The sequence below is a fragment of the Chloroflexota bacterium genome (assembly GCA_023475225.1).
GTDB lineage: Bacteria > Chloroflexota > UBA6077 > FW602-bin22 > JAMCVK01 > JAMCVK01.
Genome location: JAMCVK010000030.1, coordinates 14,877 through 30,742, shown reverse-complemented (window position 1 = coordinate 30,742; position 15,866 = coordinate 14,877). Strand labels below are relative to the sequence as shown.

Below are 15,866 nucleotides of genomic sequence, written 5' to 3'. Positions count from 1 at the left end.
GGAAAGGCGAGAGGAGGTACTGGCCTTCGCTCCACTCACCTCTGCCCCATGGGGCGTCGCCGTACGACAATCAAGGGAGGAGGCATTTGCTTATAGTGACGCTCTGCAACAGAGGGTGCTCTTATTCGGTATCAGCGCCTTTATCCTGGCCATACTTAGTGCCTGGTTACTTACCCGTAGTGTGGTCAAGCCCATCCGCACCCTTACGGTCGCTTGCCAGAGAATCGCTGAGGGGGACCTCTCCCTATCCCTCCCACCCATACCATCCATAGGCGGAGACGAGCTACTCACCCTGGCCCACTCCTTTGAAATTATGCGAGCCAGATTAGAAAAATCTCTGGAGGAGATCCAGAGATGGACAGAGCAACTGGAACAGAGGGTACAACAGAGAACTAAAGAGCTGGAGGAATCGCAAAGGCAGCTGGTAAGTGTGAACCAGATGTTACAAAGTAAAGAACAAGCCCGCAGTGAACTTCTCCGCAAGATTATTGTTGCCCAAGAGGAAGAGCGACGGAGGATTGCCAGAGAGCTGCACGATGAGATGAGTCAGGTTCTGACTGCCCTATCTGTTGCCTTAGAGGCAGCTATCATGGCCCCGGCCTCTAAGGCAGATGACGTGAAGGCCCGCCTGGTGGCCACCAAATCATTGGTAAGTGGCATGTTGGGCGAAGTACAACGGATGATCTTAGACCTTCGCCCCAGCCTCCTGGACGATCTGGGGCTTATCCCTGCTATAGATTGGTACGCCGAGAGTCGTTTGAAAGCTAGCGGTATCCGGGTAGAATTGGAGACAGCAGGGGTCGAAAAGAGACTCCCTTCGGAGCTGGAAACGGTGATCTTCAGGCTCACCCAAGAGGCTATCACCAACATCGCCAAGCATGCCCGGGCCGAGAATGTCAGTATCAGTTTGGAATTCAAGGAATCAGCAGTGGTCATAGACATCGAGGATGATGGTTGTGGCTTCGCTGTAGACCAGGTGCTAGGTCAGCGGAAAAGAAACCAGGCCTTCGGACTTCTTGGTATGAAGGAGCGAGTAGACCTCTTCGGAGGCACGTTGTCAATTCACTCGAAGCCTGGCGAGGGAACCCGCCTGGTAGTTGAGATACCGATCAGTGGGATGGAACCATCGAATGGGGAAAATAAGGGTATTGCTGGTCGACGATCACGCCATACTGAGGGAAGGACTACGGGCTCTTCTCGCCCTCTATGAGGATATCGAGGTTGTAGGAGAGGCGGCCGATGGTCGAGAGGCCATCGTTGCTCTGCAAAAGTGTAGACCGGATATAGTCGTGATGGATATGGCCATGCCAGGAATGGATGGCCTAGAGGCTACCCGGCGTATCATCAAGAGGGAGCCAAGGGTCAAGGTGCTGGTTTTGAGTCAACACGATAACCAGCGCTATATTCTTCCTGTACTTAAGGCTGGGGCAGCAGGCTATGTCTTAAAGCGGACAGTTGGGGTTGAATTGGTCACCGCCATACGAACAGTACACCAGGGTGAGTGCTTTCTGCCCCCAGCCGTGGCTAAAGAGGTGCTGCGGAACTATCGTCAACCTCAGACAATGGCTATAGCTGAGGCTGATCAAACCCGGCTTACTGAGCGCGAACGGGAGATCTTGAAGCTGGTGGCTGATGGTCGCACAAGCCAGGAGATCGCCGAGCTTCTCTGCCTGAGCAAGAAAACGGTTATGTGTCATCGGGCTAACATCTATGCCAAACTGGGCACCCACAATCGCAGCGAGCTAGTGAAACAGGCCCTACGTTTCGGGCTCATAGATTTGGATTCATAGGTATTCATAGATTAAGACTGAAGATCTCCCCCAAACCCCCGCAGGGGGTTCAAGGTAGCCCTGCGGGCTTTTGTTGAATAGAGGGGGACACCCCCTCTGACCCCCGGCAGGAGGGCTTCGCCCCCTGCACTCCCCATCAAGGCGGCTCGGCGGTCTTTTTGTATTTTGGGGCACATCCGTCCAAAAACCCTGCCGAGGGGGCTATGTCCCCTTGTAACCCCCATTATCGATTTAGGTAACACAGCTATTCGAAATTAGATAACCCGTAATTAGATATTAGAATCTTTTACCTATTCCTTCTTTCCGAGGCGTGCCTTTACACTAGGGATGGAGTTTTGCGGCCTCGGAGTAGGAATGTCGAAGATCAAACCAACAATCCTTATCAGCGTCGTCCCGCTACTATTGTTTTTCTCGGTGGGGGCCTTTATCTATACTGGCACACCCTCTTTTTGCCAGAGTTGTCATGAGATGTCCTCACTACATACGACCTGGCAACATTCCAGCCATGCCCGCTTGAATTGCCTGAGTTGCCATTCCGAACCAGGAACAATTGGGGAGATCAAAACACACCTGGCAGGCTTGGAACAGGTGTACAAGCATTTCACGAACCTGTACATCAAGCCCATCAAGGCTGAGGTTACGAACGACGTATGCCTCGATTGCCATAAAGGGATTGAGAATAAAAACACAGTAGGAGATATCGTCATGGTGCATGGTCGGCATTTGAGGAAAGAGGTGAAGTGCACCGGTTGCCACGCTTTAGTCGTTCACAAGGATACTAAACTGCTGGTCAAGAGCCCCAGTGAGGTGGACTGTATTCAGTGCCACAGTCAGAAGGATGTCTCCATCGAGTGCATCACCTGTCACAAGAAAGCACCAGTCCTAGGCCGTACTCGTGGTTAAAATCTCAGCTATCGAAGGCATCCATAGGGATTTGGGATAGGTTATGTCTAGATTGGGAAGATACAGTCGAATACTTATAGTTGGGGCTCTGGTGGTTGCGAGTTGGGTAACCTTGAACCTGCTCACTTACTCTACTGCCCTGGCTGAGAGCGGCCTGTGCGCGAACTGCCATTCTAATAAAGAGAGATTGCAGGGATTAAGCAAGCGATGGGCAGAGGTATACGTGGATATCGAAAAGTATCAAAAAGATGTACATGGCCGCTTCGCCTGTACCACCTGCCATGGGGGTGATAAGTGGGAGGATTCTCCAAAGGCGTGTATAGACATAGCGATGAAAGATCCTTCCGATCCACGCTTTGTGAAAAATACCTGTGGCAGCTGTCATCCAGATATCACCGCCAGATACGCCATATCCTTGCACTCCACCCTGGAAGGACACAAGGTAGCCCTTGTGGATCTGATGGGGACGGAAAAAGGGATGGAGAAGTTCAAAAATTGTAGCAGTTGCCACGCCAATTGTTCGGATTGCCATGTCAAGAAACCCAATGAGCGAGGGGACTTAGTGCCCGAAACGGAGTCGCACGCCTTCACGGCCCGACCAGCATCGACCGTCTGTGGCGCTTGCCATGGGCAAACGAGTACAACGTTTGGGGGACTGCCGGGCAACACCAAATATGGCCCAAGTGTCATGGCCCAGGCAGGACTGGAGTGCTTCGATTGTCATACAGAGCGGGAGGTGCACAGCACAGGCCGACCGGTCAGTTTTATCAACGAGACACCTAAGCCCACCTGTGAGGAGTGTCATAATAATCCGAGACGTCTTGTTCGTACAGCGGTCAGTGTGATTGCTCCTCAATATGATCCGCAAAATACAACCCATGTTGTACACGAAAAGACGCTCGATTGTGTGGCCTGCCATACCGGATGGTACGCTAACTGTTGGGACTGTCATCAGGGCAAGGCGACGGTCAAAACATACGATAAATTCTTCCTGGCTAATAACCCCTTAACCGGCAAGGTCCACACAGCTGCTCACTCGCCTGTGACCTGGGAATGGGGAGGGATAGCTCCCGATGTCGGTGGCTGGGCCATAAAAACGCGTCATAGCTTCGGTAAATCGCAGACCTGTGAGCGTTGCCATACGGACAAGGAGGTCTATATCCAGGGAGTAGGGCGAGAGGCTCCCTTTGTGGGGTTCTGGACCAACCAGAGAGGCAAGGCTTCTTTTGTGAACGAAAAGGTGGTGGGCCAGATAGTTATCGACTTAGCAAAGTTTAAGGCTGATGTCCATAAGGATACCACCTGTTCGGATTGTCATAGCTCCTTGAACGATGATGTTTGTGCTGCTTGCCACGAGAAGACCCCCAAGAGAGGTGCTACCTTCTTGCCCCCAAATGCTGATTGGTCAAGGCTGGCATATATGGCGGCCAACCAGGATATTTCGAAATCAAGGGACCTTATCCAGAAGGCCGCTCAATCAGGGATCAATATGGCTCAATATGCAGCGCAATTCGAGGCAGTTAGGAGTGAGTATCTGGAGGTCTCCAATGAATTTCACGGCAACCCAGGCCCAGCGCAGGTGAAGATGCCGCAGATAGCTGTCAAGGCGAAGGATTTACGCCTTTCTTTGGAGAAGGTGATAGGACAGAAGGAGGGACAAAACAGGGTAGCCCAGGTGACTGTATCGCTCTTGGTTGGGCTGTTAGGATTCGTTGGGATGTTGTACTACACGACAGGACGGAAGGGAGGTAAGTAAACGTGCAAACACTTATGAAGGAGGGGAAAACCACCCTGCTTTTGGCTGTTGTCTTCATCTTTGGCGTGGTGACTGGCTCAGGAATAGGCATCGTTTACGGAGGTCTCACAAGTCAGGTACATCAGTCGCAAAAGGCCTCGGATTGCGAAAATCAGCTAAGCACTATCAGGGATAGCTATCTCATCTTAGTGCGAGAATACAATAAGCTGCTAGCCTTAAAATCTGCGCCAGCAGCGGTGGGGCAGCCCTCAGGTACGGCTCTGCCGATGCCGGCTATCACTTCTCCCTCTCCCACCCCTAAGGCAGCCGCCACGCCAACCACTGCTCCCAGCGCAGCGCCCTCTTCCGGAGGAGCTGCGACCCCTACACCCACTGCGGAGGAATGTGAATGCTAGTCGACGCTGCAGCGGAAATCGCCAACCAAAAGGTCGGACCCCGCCTAAGGCGGGATAAGCAGCGAAGCCCTGATGTGGGGTTCAAGAGAAGCGATTTCTCAAAAATTTGTCGGGAAAGGAGGTGAAAAATGATGCGTACAAGAAAAACTAGGTATCTACTCGTGTTCGTTTGTCTGCTGGCCCTCTTCGTCCTTTACCCTGTCCTACCGGCCAGTGCTGAAGGGCCGGTACTGATGAAGCCACCGGCGAAGGATGCAGCAGTAGTCGTCAGTATGCCAGGGTTGCCGATCATCCCAGCCAAGAACCTGCTCAGGGATGTCAATGTGGGTCCGGAGGGTCTGGTCATTCGCCAAAGCCATGTCAAGGATGGTAAGATCATCATCCCACCGGCCGGGCTATACTACGACATCCGCGTGTCGCTGGGTAGGTCACTCCTGAATGATCCTATCCTTCTCCTGGGTAAGATTTACACGCTGGTGGATACGGGGAATCACCTGGACGTCAAGAAGAACTTCACCCTGAAGCCGGGTGAGCGGGCTCTCTACGGTGATGGCAGCCATGCCCTGGAATGCTCCATCTCGACCAGCTTCTTCAGCCTGATTCCAGAGGCGAGCTTCAAAATCTTGAAGCCTTCAGGTAACTATTTCGGGGCGGCGTTTGGTCCAGTGACGACCAATCCATCAGTCACATCAGCTCATACACTGGCCCAAGGCACAAAGTTCCCCGAGGGGGCGCTATCGCCCGATCCAGCGTCGTGGACAACCGTCTTTCATGGCTCTAACGTGGCCGTCAATGAGCTAACCTATCTTGTGGCCAAGGAGGTCAGCAAGACCCAGTCCACTGTGCTGGAGTGGGGCGCTGGCGCTATCGATTGGGTGGCGCTCACGGCTGATAAGCCCATCGAGGCGACGTTGGGCGCCGGCGAGATGGCTAACCTTGGCCAGTACAAGGTGAAAGTGGTCAAGGTCGATGCCGGAGCTAAAACGGCTGAAGTGCAGCTCCTGGGAGCTGACAACAAGGTTCTGGCAAGCAAGACCCTTGGTCCGTTGAACGAGCAGGTGCTCACCCTCCTGCCTTCGGATCCAGTAGCGCGTGAGACGCTGATCTTAAAGCATGGCGATGTCCAGGTCGGGCTTGATGCCTTTCGCAACCCCTTCAAGGGGGATAAGGTGGCGTTGCTCGGCTATACTGGCGTGTTCAAGATCGACAATGCTGCCCCCTGGAAAGATGATCCCAGGTTCTTATTGCGACCGGACACCTGAGCGCACTGTTGGCTGCTTAACGAGCTGATACTGGAGAATAAGGACCAGATCGTGCTCGATAAGACCAACAACGTGTTTGTTGGGCCGCAAAATTACTTCAAGATCGTCATTGACGACTTCAATGGCACGGCCGTTAAGGCCTGGCACATTGAGGATTCCAAGGGCAGCAAAACCGCTAACCTGGCCAGAGGCAAGGGGAACCACATCGACGTTCTAGTCAGTCGGGCGAACGGCACTGTTGGTCAATTCGTCGGAGGAATGGCCAGCCAGCTCTACGATGCGGCGCAGGCCGAAATCGTCAAACTGCGGGCCGAGGCGAGTAAGGCTCAGACGTCAGGGACAGAGACCGAGAAGGCATTAGCCGAGAAGGATACAGCAGTGAAACGGGCGCAAGACGCAGCCAAATCTGCTCAAGAGAAGGCTGCCCAGCTCGAGAAGACGGTGAAGGATCTCCAGGAAAAGGAGGCCGCTCGGGCCAATTACGTTCCGCTCACTGTGCCCATAGTCGTAGCTGTGGTCGCGCTGATCGCCTTAGTCGGTCTATATCTTGGTCTGAGACGAAGACCGGCTTAATCGCGCAAAGATCGCTTGTGAAGCAGGTAGGATGGGGGGTTATCTCGCCTCCTACCTGCTTTTGTTATTCCCCACCTAGTGTTATACTTCTACATGAATCGTAGGGGGCGGAGCCAAATGACAGCACCCGGTTATAGCAAACAAGCCCTTCCGCGGAAGGGCGCAAGGGAGTGGCAACCGCATAAATGGGGCTATTCTCTAGTCAGAATGCTGGCTGCGCCGCTCTTTAGGTTCTATTGCCGCTTGAGCTGCCAGGGCGTAGAGAATGTCCCCAAGCACGGGTCCTTAATCCTAGTGAGTAATCACCTCAGCGCCCTGGATCCCCTTGTTCTCGGCCTGGCCTGCCCCCGTCCGATCAACTTCTTGGCCAAGAAGGAATTGTTCCGCATCCCTGTGCTCTCCTTCCTCTTCCGGCATCTGGGCACCATCCCGCTCGATCGGGCCACACAGGACATCGAGGCGGCACGAATGGCCTTCCAGGTACTTCGCCAGGGTGGCATTCTAGGCATCTTTCCTGAAGGTACCCGCAGCACCAGCGGCGAGATGCGCCCCTTTAGAACGGGCGTGGCCAACTTCGCCCTTAAGCTGAAGGTGCCTATCCTGCCAGTGGCTATCGTTGGTACGGATAGGGCCATGCCCAAGCGTTCCATCCTCCCGCGTCCGGCCAAAATGGAGGTAAGATTTGGCCCCACCTTTGAGTTGAGTCAGTTCTACGATCGACCCCGAACACCAGGGATTTTGAACCAGAGCACCGAGATCATCCGCTCTCGAGTTGCCATTCTACTGCGCCAATAGGCATCCGTACGCCGGAATCATCTAAGCGGGAATAGCCTTTCAAGACTTACTTTGTGCTGGTCGGGAAATCAGCCACTGACCTTCCCCAACAAATGCCACACCTGCTTGCTCGATAGAATCCATCTAATAATTGGCTAGCGAGTAATGCTTATATCTTCGCCCAGGAGACGATCCCCCCGGTGATTGCCCTGATCATCACGGATAGACAACCGTTGCAATGTAGGGTAAAGGTAGAGGCCAATTTCAAGGGTGTACTTTCCCGGCGGTGTGGCTGGATCAATGAATAAGCTATACTCATCGTTGATTATTTCTCCTTTCTCCCAGATGGAGGTAGGATATAATCCCTCTCTCGGTTCAGCATCCACCTGGGCAACCACCCTCTCCCTTTCGTCTAACAGGTGGACGAATACGGTATAGTTATCAGTGATGGTCGTTCTGGCCTGCCAGTAGAGCGTCAAAGATAGCATTTCGCCAGCCCGGAACGCTTTTCTTCCAAGATAATAGCCCAGGAGAGTGATCTTATTATCGAAATTGGCCTCTGTCTTGTAGTTAGGCGACGCTATCTCTGCTGGAAGAGGCACCTTGATCCAGCCCAGGACAGCTCGGTCGGGATAGTCTGAGCCGCTAACAGTCCTCAGCCGAGTGAGGTCGGGGAAGGTATAGCAACCAAGTACAAACCAGTACTGGCCAGGCAAGGTATCCAGGGGAATGGTGATCTCACGGACATCGCGAATGAAATCTCCCTTGCGCCAGACATTGGTTGGATAGCGGTTGCTCGCCGGTGGCCCATCGACCCCTCCTGCCTTCTCCTGCTTACGATTCAACAAATGGATGAAGATCATATAGTCCTTATTTATATCAGCCAATGCCTCCCAGTACAGGGTCAATTTGATCATTTGCCCTGGCTGGACTTGGCGCCGATCCAGGCTATAGCCATGCAGCGCGATCTGATTGGCGAATTTGACACGATGATTGTGCTCAATCGCTTGAAAATCGAGACGCGACATTATCGGTAAAGGTGGAGGATACGCTGGAAGTATATAAAGAAAAGGAGAGACAGCGCTGAGCAGAAATAGAGCGAACCCTATACTGCCGATCAGGACACGACCTTTAGAACGAAAGAGTTCCCTCAGTCCGAGCTGAAAGAGGATGGCAAAGGCGGGTATAGCCGGATAGAGGTAACGCCCGTGTTCTATGCCTTCCCCATAGGCGCTGTAGGTGAGTAGATCCCTGACCATCGTCATCCCCAGGACGAAGACCCACCAACCAAATAGGGTGATTAATCCTAAGCGAGCAGCCGCATTTATATGGGATTCCCCCCTCTCTCTGGCCAGAAAGAGCAGGAAGCCAATGGTGGCTACCACTGATAGGACACCGAGAGCGACATAGACCACAGGGTGAACAAACACGTTCTGCCAGCCGAAGACGCCCCAGAAGGACTCGAAGAGCGACCAACTGAAGGCCGCTACCCGATCTTGTAACAACAGGTTTCCCATCACCTTCTCCACATCTACTGGTGGTACGTTGCCGTGAAAAGCATCGCGATAGAAGAGGGCATTACGTACATACCACCAACTAGAGAGAGTCAGGGCGACGCCAAAAGTGATGCCGCACCATCGCCAAAAATCTCCGAAGCGACCTCGCGGCAGGGTCAGCGCGGCCAGAACCAAGAAGGTGAAGACGGCCAAATAAAGGGCGTTCTGCTTTGTAAGCAATCCCAGACCGATGAGAAGGCCAAGGAGCAGGAATATCTTCGCCTGTCTAGCCCCCTTCGCAATCCTGATAAGTAAGAGTAGGGCCAGGGCACAGAGCATGACGATCAGGTTGTCATTATTGACGGCGGCATGCATAAAGATATAACCGGGGATAAAGGCGTTCAGCGCCGCAGCTCCTAAAGGTATAAGCGGCTCGGTGGGAAAGAGCTCTTTGGCAATATAGTAGGTACAAACGATGGTGATGGCTCCCATCAGCGTGGAAAGAAGACGAACGATATGGACAGCCAGGGGTAGATTATGGTAAGGAAATACTTCATCTTCGGTGTGGACAGCGACGCTGTATTCCTCCGGGGCCCCAGGCCATGTTACATATGGATTAGACTTCAAGCGCGCTATATCGTCAGTATCAATCCAAAAGGTAGCCAAGGCGCCCAGTAGGTAGTAAAGCGGCGGCTGCCGGCTCTCCTCACGCCGGTTGATCTGAATGGAGGGAAGGGGGCTAGAGGGTAAAGTCCGCTCCTTCGTTAGATACCTGATGTACCAGAAGTGCTCAGGTTCATCTGGTGCCTCCCAAATCGGCACCGTCATATTATAAACGAGGCCCAAGGCTACAAAGACCACTAAGATTAAGGCCAGCCATCGACCATATCCCATTTTAGCCGCCTCTGTGGCCATAAACCCTCATCTAAACCTAATATAAGGACACTGTGATACCCTACCGACGGTAAGGTTCAACTGACTGCGGAAGGAGCAAGATACAGCTTATAACCCGCCCCGGGAAAACCAGGGACTTATGGCGAAGTATAACATAAAATGGCTAGACCTTGAGCACTAAGGTGGCGTAGTAATAGACAACTGGCATGCTAAATAACAGACTATCAATACGATCCAATAATCCACCGTGACCGGGGATGATGGTACCACTATCTTTAGCATGGACGCTTCGCTTCAGCCATGATTCAGCGAGATCGCCCAGGATAGCTGCTATCCCAACGGAGATGCCAAGAACGACACGGTGAATCAGCGGCATCCAGATGAATTGGGCGACTAATAATGTAGCTATAACAGAGAGGAGAAGCCCACCATAAACACCTTCCCAGGTTTTCTGCGGGCTGATGACCGGTAGCAGCTTATGACGTCCAAACATCCTCCCAGCGCAGTATGCCCCTGTATCACATCCCCAGGTGCTCAGAAGGGTCAAGGCTATCCAGCTCAGTCCATTGGGCAGATTGGGTATAAGAACAGCGTAACGCAGTAGCCAACCAACGTACAGTACCTCGGCGATAGTCAGGGCCCAATCCACCAATGCGTCGCTGATATTCTCTGGACGAAGAGAGAACCAGATGAGTGTCAGAAGGAGCATTGTCGTCACCAGAGGGGCAAGAAGTCCTCCGCTGATAAAGGCATCGAAGATGAGGGACAATGCCAGTGGCAAAGCCAAAACGAAGGCTGGCTGGTAGCCATTATTCCGTAACATATGATCCATTTCATAGGCGGCGATCGTCGCGACAACCAGGATAAGGGTGAGGAGGATAATACCACCCATATAAGCCGAGAGGGCCACAACGGGTATCAGGATCAAGGCGCTGAGAAGGCGACGTCTTAACATAGTCCTTTTATCTCCTTGCGCTCACCAGTCGCCCGGTGTATACTTTGCTTGAAAGTTAGCCTGGTTCCGAGGGCCAGCGTCGGTGCGCTTCGTTGCATAACGGTGGTTAGTTATCTGTATCATTCCCAGAATAGTCCAGTTCCACTGTTGTGAGGATCAACCTTGATCTGGTTAACCTACTTATCTATCGTTGTTCTCTCCTACCTGATTGGCTCTATTCCTGTCGGACTGATCCTGGGTAAGCTCCTAAAAGGGATCGATATTCGGCAGTATGGCAGTGGCAAAATAGGTGCGACAAACGTACAGCGTACCCTTGGTTGGGGCTCTGGCTTATTCGTGCTCCTAAGTGATGTAGCAAAGGGGCTGCTCAGCGTCTTACTAGCTCGGCTGCTCTTATCCGCCGCTGGACCGGCGATAGAAATGGGAGAGGTGATGGCTGCCTTGGCGGCCATCGTTGGCCACAACTGGTCATTATATATTAAAGGGTACGGTGGGCGTGGCGTGGCCACTGCGTTAGGGGGTCTTGTAATCATTTCTCCTCTTACCTGTGCCATCGCCTTTCCTCTGGCTATCCTGTCGATCATCGTCTCCGATATGTCCTCCGTGGGCTCGTTGGGTGGGACGGCTGCAGCGCTTGTTATTCTTCTCATACTTACAGTCTTAGGCTATCAACCGCCGGCCTACGCTATTTTTGCTGTGGTGGCCGCTGGACTGATCTTCTTCCAGCATCGCGACAATATTCAGCGCATCCTCGCCGGCCGGGAGCGGAGGATCGGGGTCAGAACAAAGCTGGTCACCCTGGTGCATAAGCCCCCTCAACTGTAGAATATATCTTGCTTCGCTCTTATTCTACTAGATAGAAGACGCGGCCATCTCCGCCGGATCGTTACCAGGCAGCGGCGTACTCCTTAAGTGTGATGGGCAGAAAGGTCTTAACCAACGTTGGCAAGAGCGGTGCCGACGCGCTTGGGGAGATCAGGAAGGGCTGGTAGTTCACCTTTCCCAAATCGAAGTCATCGTAGAAATCATAGATACGCTCGCCGATAGTAGCTGTCTCTGCTGTTCCCCAGTAGTTATTGGTGGCATCGATGTCGGACGTCGTCTCGTTACGAATCTCCCAGTTATTGTTCTCCGCTAAGTTACTATTGTTGATGATAAGTCGTCCACTAGTACTAGCCAGATGAATATTGCCACCTTTGCTATCGAGGTTGGTATTCTTAACCAATGTAGTGGCTGTAATGACTGTATTCCCCGTCAAAATATAAATTCCGCCCCCGTATGGGGCAGTGTTGTAGAGAATGCTGTTATTTTGCAGCGTTGTCGTGAAGGTATGGGAGGCATTTATAGCCACTCCACCTCCCCCAAGTGTGGCCGTATTGCCCGAGATCGTATTACTGCTGACAGTTACCTTGCTGGAGTAGCCAGAGCTGAGCCAGAGGAAAATGCCACCACCGTATCCACTTTGATTACCGCGAATGGTATTATTACTTATCGTTAGCTCCGTTATTGGCGTATACCACCTAATGCCGCCGTAGGTGTTTCTCTCAACAGTATTGTGATCAACAGTGACCACATCCCCCCTCGTAGGATCGTTAGTCCGAAATCCGATACCGCTACGAACATTATCTTGGATAATATTGTTAGCAATACTTGGCGAACCAGAATCAACATAGAGCCCTTCCCCCTGATTACTGCTGAGGGTATTGTACTTGATCAAGGGAGAACCAGCGCTAACCTGGATGCCGTTCTTTCCATTCTCACTGATAACATTGCTGCTAAGAGTAGGTGCACCACCAACTACGTTGATGCCGTTATCCTCATGACTGCTAATAGTATTATTGCTTATCACAGGTGAGCCAGTTTGCACCTCGATCCCACTGCCGGCGCTGTACCTTATGGTACTGTGGCTGATGAAGGGGGCAGCGTGACCCAACAATCTTACTGTTGCCCCACCAATCCCACCATATTCGGCGGTCACATATTGAAGAGTAGAGCCGTCAATATAGCGGCCATCGGCATCAAGGGTCGCCGGTGTACTGTTTGCCGAAAAGCGGATATAGCCCCAATCCCCCTTGGCCGGCTTAACCTTATTCGAGGTGAAGGTAACGTGGTCATAAATCGTGCCGATAGCCTTCAGCGTGCCATCAACCCTGATGTAATAGTCTCCATCGAACTTCACTGTTACCCCTGGTTCGATGGTAAGAGTCACCACTTTATAAGTGATAGTATCGCTGATAATAATATTACCGGTGACGATATAGGGACTATAGGCCATTGTCCAGGTAGTATCGGATGCAATGATGCCCTTGACATAGGTTGGCCCGGCTGCGCTAGATAGACGAGCGCTTCGGCCAAACAGAAGGATCAATAAGAGGGCAAGGGCCAGAGAAGAGGTGAGAAGGATGGCCATGGAATGGACGACAAATAAGCGGGGAAATTTGGGTGTCAGCCAACCGGAAAAATACTTCACGGTAGTCACCTCCGCTGGCCTGCTCCTTACGGAGTATTAGATCTTTCCAGACGTGCGACCCAATAGTACAAGCAGCAGCAACTGGATAAGGACAGCTAAGCGTTTCCCTGCAAGCCTAGCTCCTTGGCGATCCCCTGCATGGCGGCGATGACGATAGCCACATGCTCGTCAAAAGAAATGCCCAGTTCCTCTGCCCCTTTGACTAAGGCTTCCCTATCTACCGCCCTGGCAAAAGCCTTGTCCTTCATCTTTTTCTTCACGGAGGAAACTTCTACATCCATTATACTTTTGGATGGCCGAACTAGGGCCACCGCAGTGATAAAACCAACCAGTTCGTCCACAGCGAATAGGGCTTTATCCAGAGGGCTTTTTCTGTCCAATCCGAGGTGCTCGCCATGAGCACGAATGGCATAGACAACATCGCCCGGATAACCAGCCTCCTCCAGGATTTGGCTCCCAACGGCCGGATGTTCTTCCAGGCTGGGATGCAGCTCGTAATCAAGGTCATGCAGGAGTCCGGTTATGCCCCATTTTTCCTCGTCGGACTCAAGGCGGTGGGCATAGGCGCGCATGGCTGCCTCAACGGCCAGGGCATGCTTGATTAGGTTATCACTTTTAGTGTACTCCTTGAGTAGCGCGAAGGACTCCTCTCTGTTTATAGAGCGGCTGTCCATAAAACGACTATCCTTTTTATAGATTTTTGCGGCCCAGGATGATTTCTAGCTGAGCTGCCGACATCCAGTGGGATGCCAGGGCCATTGTACAACAATCGACCATCAGCGTCTAGGCAAAATGGCCAGGGGCCCGTCTTCAATCCCTTGCTTGAGCTCTCACCCTACAAGGAAGTAGTCTCTGCGCAGCCACCGGATGGATATTGACATCTTTCTGTGGCCTATTCTATAGTCAGGATGAGAGGGCGAAACGTTTCGAAGAATAGCGTTGACCTATGGTCTCTGTCTATCAAAGTGGGGTGTACCTTGTTAACCGCCTTTTCCATCGTTAAACGGGCTTTAGCCTACCCATTAGCCAGCAGCTTCATTCTATTAACTTTTGGGATGTTACATTTACGTCTGCAGTTTCTTCTTGAACATACTATCGGTGAAAGGATCATCGGCCCTCTATCTAGCCAGGCAGCTTCGCTTATTTTGGCTATCATACTTTTCTTGCCGTTAATCTACGTAATTATATCGACCTTCAAGGAGGCTCTAAGAGACCAACAAGCAGCGCGCTATTACTCGGTAGCTGTGACGATGGCTCTAGAAGCTGAGCGAAAACGTCTCTCTAGGGAATTGCACGATGATACGGCTCAAGCATTGGCCGGACTCGTCCGCTGCATAGAGCTCTGTGAGAAGGAACTAGGCAACAACCTGGCCAAGACACAGCACCGACTACAGGAGCTTAAGGGACTGGCCACCGAGGCTTTACAGGGTGTGCGTAGACTCAGTGCTGATCTTCGCCCGGCCATTCTCGACGACTTGGGTCTGATCCCAGCCCTTGACTGGCTGACATCTGAGATCAAGAAACGGGAGGGGTTAACTGTCTATTTGGAGGCTGACCACCTGGAGCAACGGCTAGCCCCAGAGGTTGAGCTGTGCCTGTATCGAGTGGTACAGGAGAGCTTAAATAATGTCAAGGAACATGGAAGGGCGACAGAGGCGATAGTACGCTTGTATACCGAGAGTGGTAGCCTTAAATTGGTTATACAAGATGATGGACAAGGTTTCGTCGTCCCTAAGAGTAGGTCAGCCCTGCTAAGGAGAGGGCATCTCGGGCTGATCGGTATGCGGGAAAGAGTAGAGCAGATGGGAGGATCATTTTCTATACGCTCTAAGCCAGGCGAGGGTACTGTAGTAACAGCCATCATTCCTTTAGAGATGGGGACAGATGATCAGAGTGATTCTGGCCGATGACCACGCTGTTGTGCGTGAGGGAACACGCCGTTTGTTGGAGGATGAACCGGATATCATAGTGGTAGGCGAGGCCTCCGATGGCGAACAAACGCTCAAACAGGTAGATATGCTAGAACCAGACGTCCTACTCCTTGATATAAGCATGCCCAAAATGAGTGGCATAGAGATAACCCAACAGATCAGGGTGAAACATCCTAGAGTACGAGTCTTGGTGCTTTCAGCCTATGACAATGAACAGTACGTCTATGCTCTGCTTAAAGCAGGGGCAGCGGGCTATATCTTAAAAGAGGTATCGGGTAAAGACGTAATCCGAGCCATTCGGGCCGTTCACGCCGGACAGTCTATCTGGGGATCAACAATCGTCGATAAGGTAATAGAGGGCTACACGGGAAAGAGAGCGCTCAGTGTGACAGAAGGAACAAAACCGGTCGAGGCTCTGTCAGCCAGGGAGCTAGAGGTGCTGCAATTGGTAGCTCAAGGGGCTAGCAGCGGGGAGATCGCCGATAAATTATGCCTGAGTCCCCGAACCGTGCAAGGACATTTGACCAATATCTTCGCCAAACTTGGGGTAAATTCTCGTACCGAGGCGGTGCTTTATGCTCTCCGTCAAGGTTGGGTGAGGCTGAATTGACAGTGATAGATCATTCATCGCGAACTGAGCGTCGCCTCAATTAAGGTACGAAACACA

The 15,866-nt window shown here is 52.2% G+C and carries 15 protein-coding genes; 11 read left to right on the top strand and 4 right to left on the bottom strand.

All coding sequences use genetic code 11. The features are described from left to right. The 8 genes from M1136_07445 to M1136_07410 all read left to right on the top strand — a co-directional run. On the top strand, positions 1-1,210 hold a 1,210-nt coding region (locus M1136_07445), incomplete at its 5' end, for a sensor histidine kinase (protein ID MCL5075468.1). Continuing rightward, positions 1,131-1,790 carry a response regulator transcription factor gene (locus tag M1136_07440; GenBank protein MCL5075467.1) on the top strand — a complete coding sequence of 220 codons (660 nt, stop codon included), beginning with the start codon at positions 1,131-1,133 and terminating at the stop codon, positions 1,788-1,790. The genes M1136_07445 and M1136_07440, both read left to right, overlap by 80 nt. A gap of 354 nt (positions 1,791-2,144) precedes the next feature. Next, positions 2,145-2,693: a NapC/NirT family cytochrome c gene (locus M1136_07435; GenBank protein MCL5075466.1), complete on the top strand. Its 549-nt coding sequence runs from the start codon at positions 2,145-2,147 to the stop codon at positions 2,691-2,693. Between the two features lie 43 nt (positions 2,694-2,736). Beyond that, complete coding sequence (locus M1136_07430) at positions 2,737-4,449, top strand: cytochrome c3 family protein (GenBank protein ID MCL5075465.1); 1,713 nt, start codon at positions 2,737-2,739, stop codon at positions 4,447-4,449. A 2-nt stretch (positions 4,450-4,451) separates the two neighbouring features. Further along, positions 4,452-4,844 (top strand): hypothetical protein, encoded by a 393-nt coding sequence (locus tag M1136_07425; GenBank protein ID MCL5075464.1) that lies wholly within the window; start codon positions 4,452-4,454, stop codon positions 4,842-4,844. Positions 4,845-4,972: 128 nt separating this feature from the next. Beyond that, entirely contained in the window at positions 4,973-6,106 is a 1,134-nt protein-coding gene (locus tag M1136_07420) for a hypothetical protein (GenBank protein ID MCL5075463.1), read from the top strand. A 51-nt stretch (positions 6,107-6,157) separates the two neighbouring features. Next, entirely contained in the window at positions 6,158-6,679 is a 522-nt protein-coding gene (locus tag M1136_07415) for a hypothetical protein (GenBank protein MCL5075462.1), read from the top strand. 117 nt (positions 6,680-6,796) lie between these two features. Then, on the top strand, positions 6,797-7,474 hold the full coding sequence (locus M1136_07410) for a 1-acyl-sn-glycerol-3-phosphate acyltransferase (protein MCL5075461.1): 678 nt from the start codon (positions 6,797-6,799) through the stop codon (positions 7,472-7,474). Between the two features lie 134 nt (positions 7,475-7,608). Here M1136_07410 and M1136_07405 read toward each other — a convergent pair whose 3' ends face one another. Both M1136_07405 and M1136_07400 read right to left on the bottom strand, forming a co-directional pair. Next, positions 7,609-9,864: a glycosyltransferase family 39 protein gene (locus M1136_07405; protein ID MCL5075460.1), complete on the bottom strand. Its 2,256-nt coding sequence runs from the start codon at positions 9,862-9,864 to the stop codon at positions 7,609-7,611. A 142-nt stretch (positions 9,865-10,006) separates the two neighbouring features. Then, entirely contained in the window at positions 10,007-10,798 is a 792-nt protein-coding gene (locus tag M1136_07400) for a phosphatidate cytidylyltransferase (protein ID MCL5075459.1), read from the bottom strand. Positions 10,799-10,960: 162 nt separating this feature from the next. Here M1136_07400 and plsY point away from each other — a divergent pair, with 162 nt between their 5' ends. Continuing rightward, the gene (plsY, locus tag M1136_07395; protein MCL5075458.1) at positions 10,961-11,623 is read left to right on the top strand and encodes a glycerol-3-phosphate 1-O-acyltransferase PlsY; all 663 of its coding nucleotides are present in this window, start codon (positions 10,961-10,963) and stop codon (positions 11,621-11,623) included. A 61-nt stretch (positions 11,624-11,684) separates the two neighbouring features. Here plsY and M1136_07390 read toward each other — a convergent pair whose 3' ends face one another. Both M1136_07390 and M1136_07385 read right to left on the bottom strand, forming a co-directional pair. Next, the gene (locus M1136_07390; protein ID MCL5075457.1) at positions 11,685-13,277 is read right to left on the bottom strand and encodes a right-handed parallel beta-helix repeat-containing protein; all 1,593 of its coding nucleotides are present in this window, start codon (positions 13,275-13,277) and stop codon (positions 11,685-11,687) included. Between the two features lie 86 nt (positions 13,278-13,363). Then, positions 13,364-13,942: an HDIG domain-containing protein gene (locus tag M1136_07385; protein MCL5075456.1), complete on the bottom strand. Its 579-nt coding sequence runs from the start codon at positions 13,940-13,942 to the stop codon at positions 13,364-13,366. Positions 13,943-14,245: 303 nt separating this feature from the next. Here M1136_07385 and M1136_07380 point away from each other — a divergent pair, with 303 nt between their 5' ends. Further along, positions 14,246-15,178: a sensor histidine kinase gene (locus M1136_07380; protein MCL5075455.1), complete on the top strand. Its 933-nt coding sequence runs from the start codon at positions 14,246-14,248 to the stop codon at positions 15,176-15,178. Then, positions 15,153-15,809 (top strand): response regulator transcription factor, encoded by a 657-nt coding sequence (locus M1136_07375; GenBank protein ID MCL5075454.1) that lies wholly within the window; start codon positions 15,153-15,155, stop codon positions 15,807-15,809. The genes M1136_07380 and M1136_07375 overlap by 26 nt, the downstream gene beginning before the upstream one ends. The last annotated feature ends 57 nt before the right edge of the window (positions 15,810-15,866 follow it).

Coding starts and splice junctions, on each gene's coding strand:
- M1136_07375 (MCL5075454.1), top strand. CDS start 15,153: ATGATCAGAGTGATTCTGGCCGATGACCACGCTGTTGTGCGTGAGGGA.
- M1136_07435 (MCL5075466.1), top strand. CDS start 2,145: ATGTCGAAGATCAAACCAACAATCCTTATCAGCGTCGTCCCGCTACTA.
- M1136_07400 (MCL5075459.1), bottom strand. CDS start 10,798: ATGTTAAGACGTCGCCTTCTCAGCGCCTTGATCCTGATACCCGTTGTG.
- M1136_07410 (MCL5075461.1), top strand. CDS start 6,797: ATGACAGCACCCGGTTATAGCAAACAAGCCCTTCCGCGGAAGGGCGCA.
- M1136_07420 (MCL5075463.1), top strand. CDS start 4,973: ATGATGCGTACAAGAAAAACTAGGTATCTACTCGTGTTCGTTTGTCTG.
- M1136_07440 (MCL5075467.1), top strand. CDS start 1,131: ATGGGGAAAATAAGGGTATTGCTGGTCGACGATCACGCCATACTGAGG.
- M1136_07385 (MCL5075456.1), bottom strand. CDS start 13,942: ATGGACAGCCGCTCTATAAACAGAGAGGAGTCCTTCGCGCTACTCAAG.
- M1136_07405 (MCL5075460.1), bottom strand. CDS start 9,864: ATGGCCACAGAGGCGGCTAAAATGGGATATGGTCGATGGCTGGCCTTA.
- M1136_07430 (MCL5075465.1), top strand. CDS start 2,737: ATGTCTAGATTGGGAAGATACAGTCGAATACTTATAGTTGGGGCTCTG.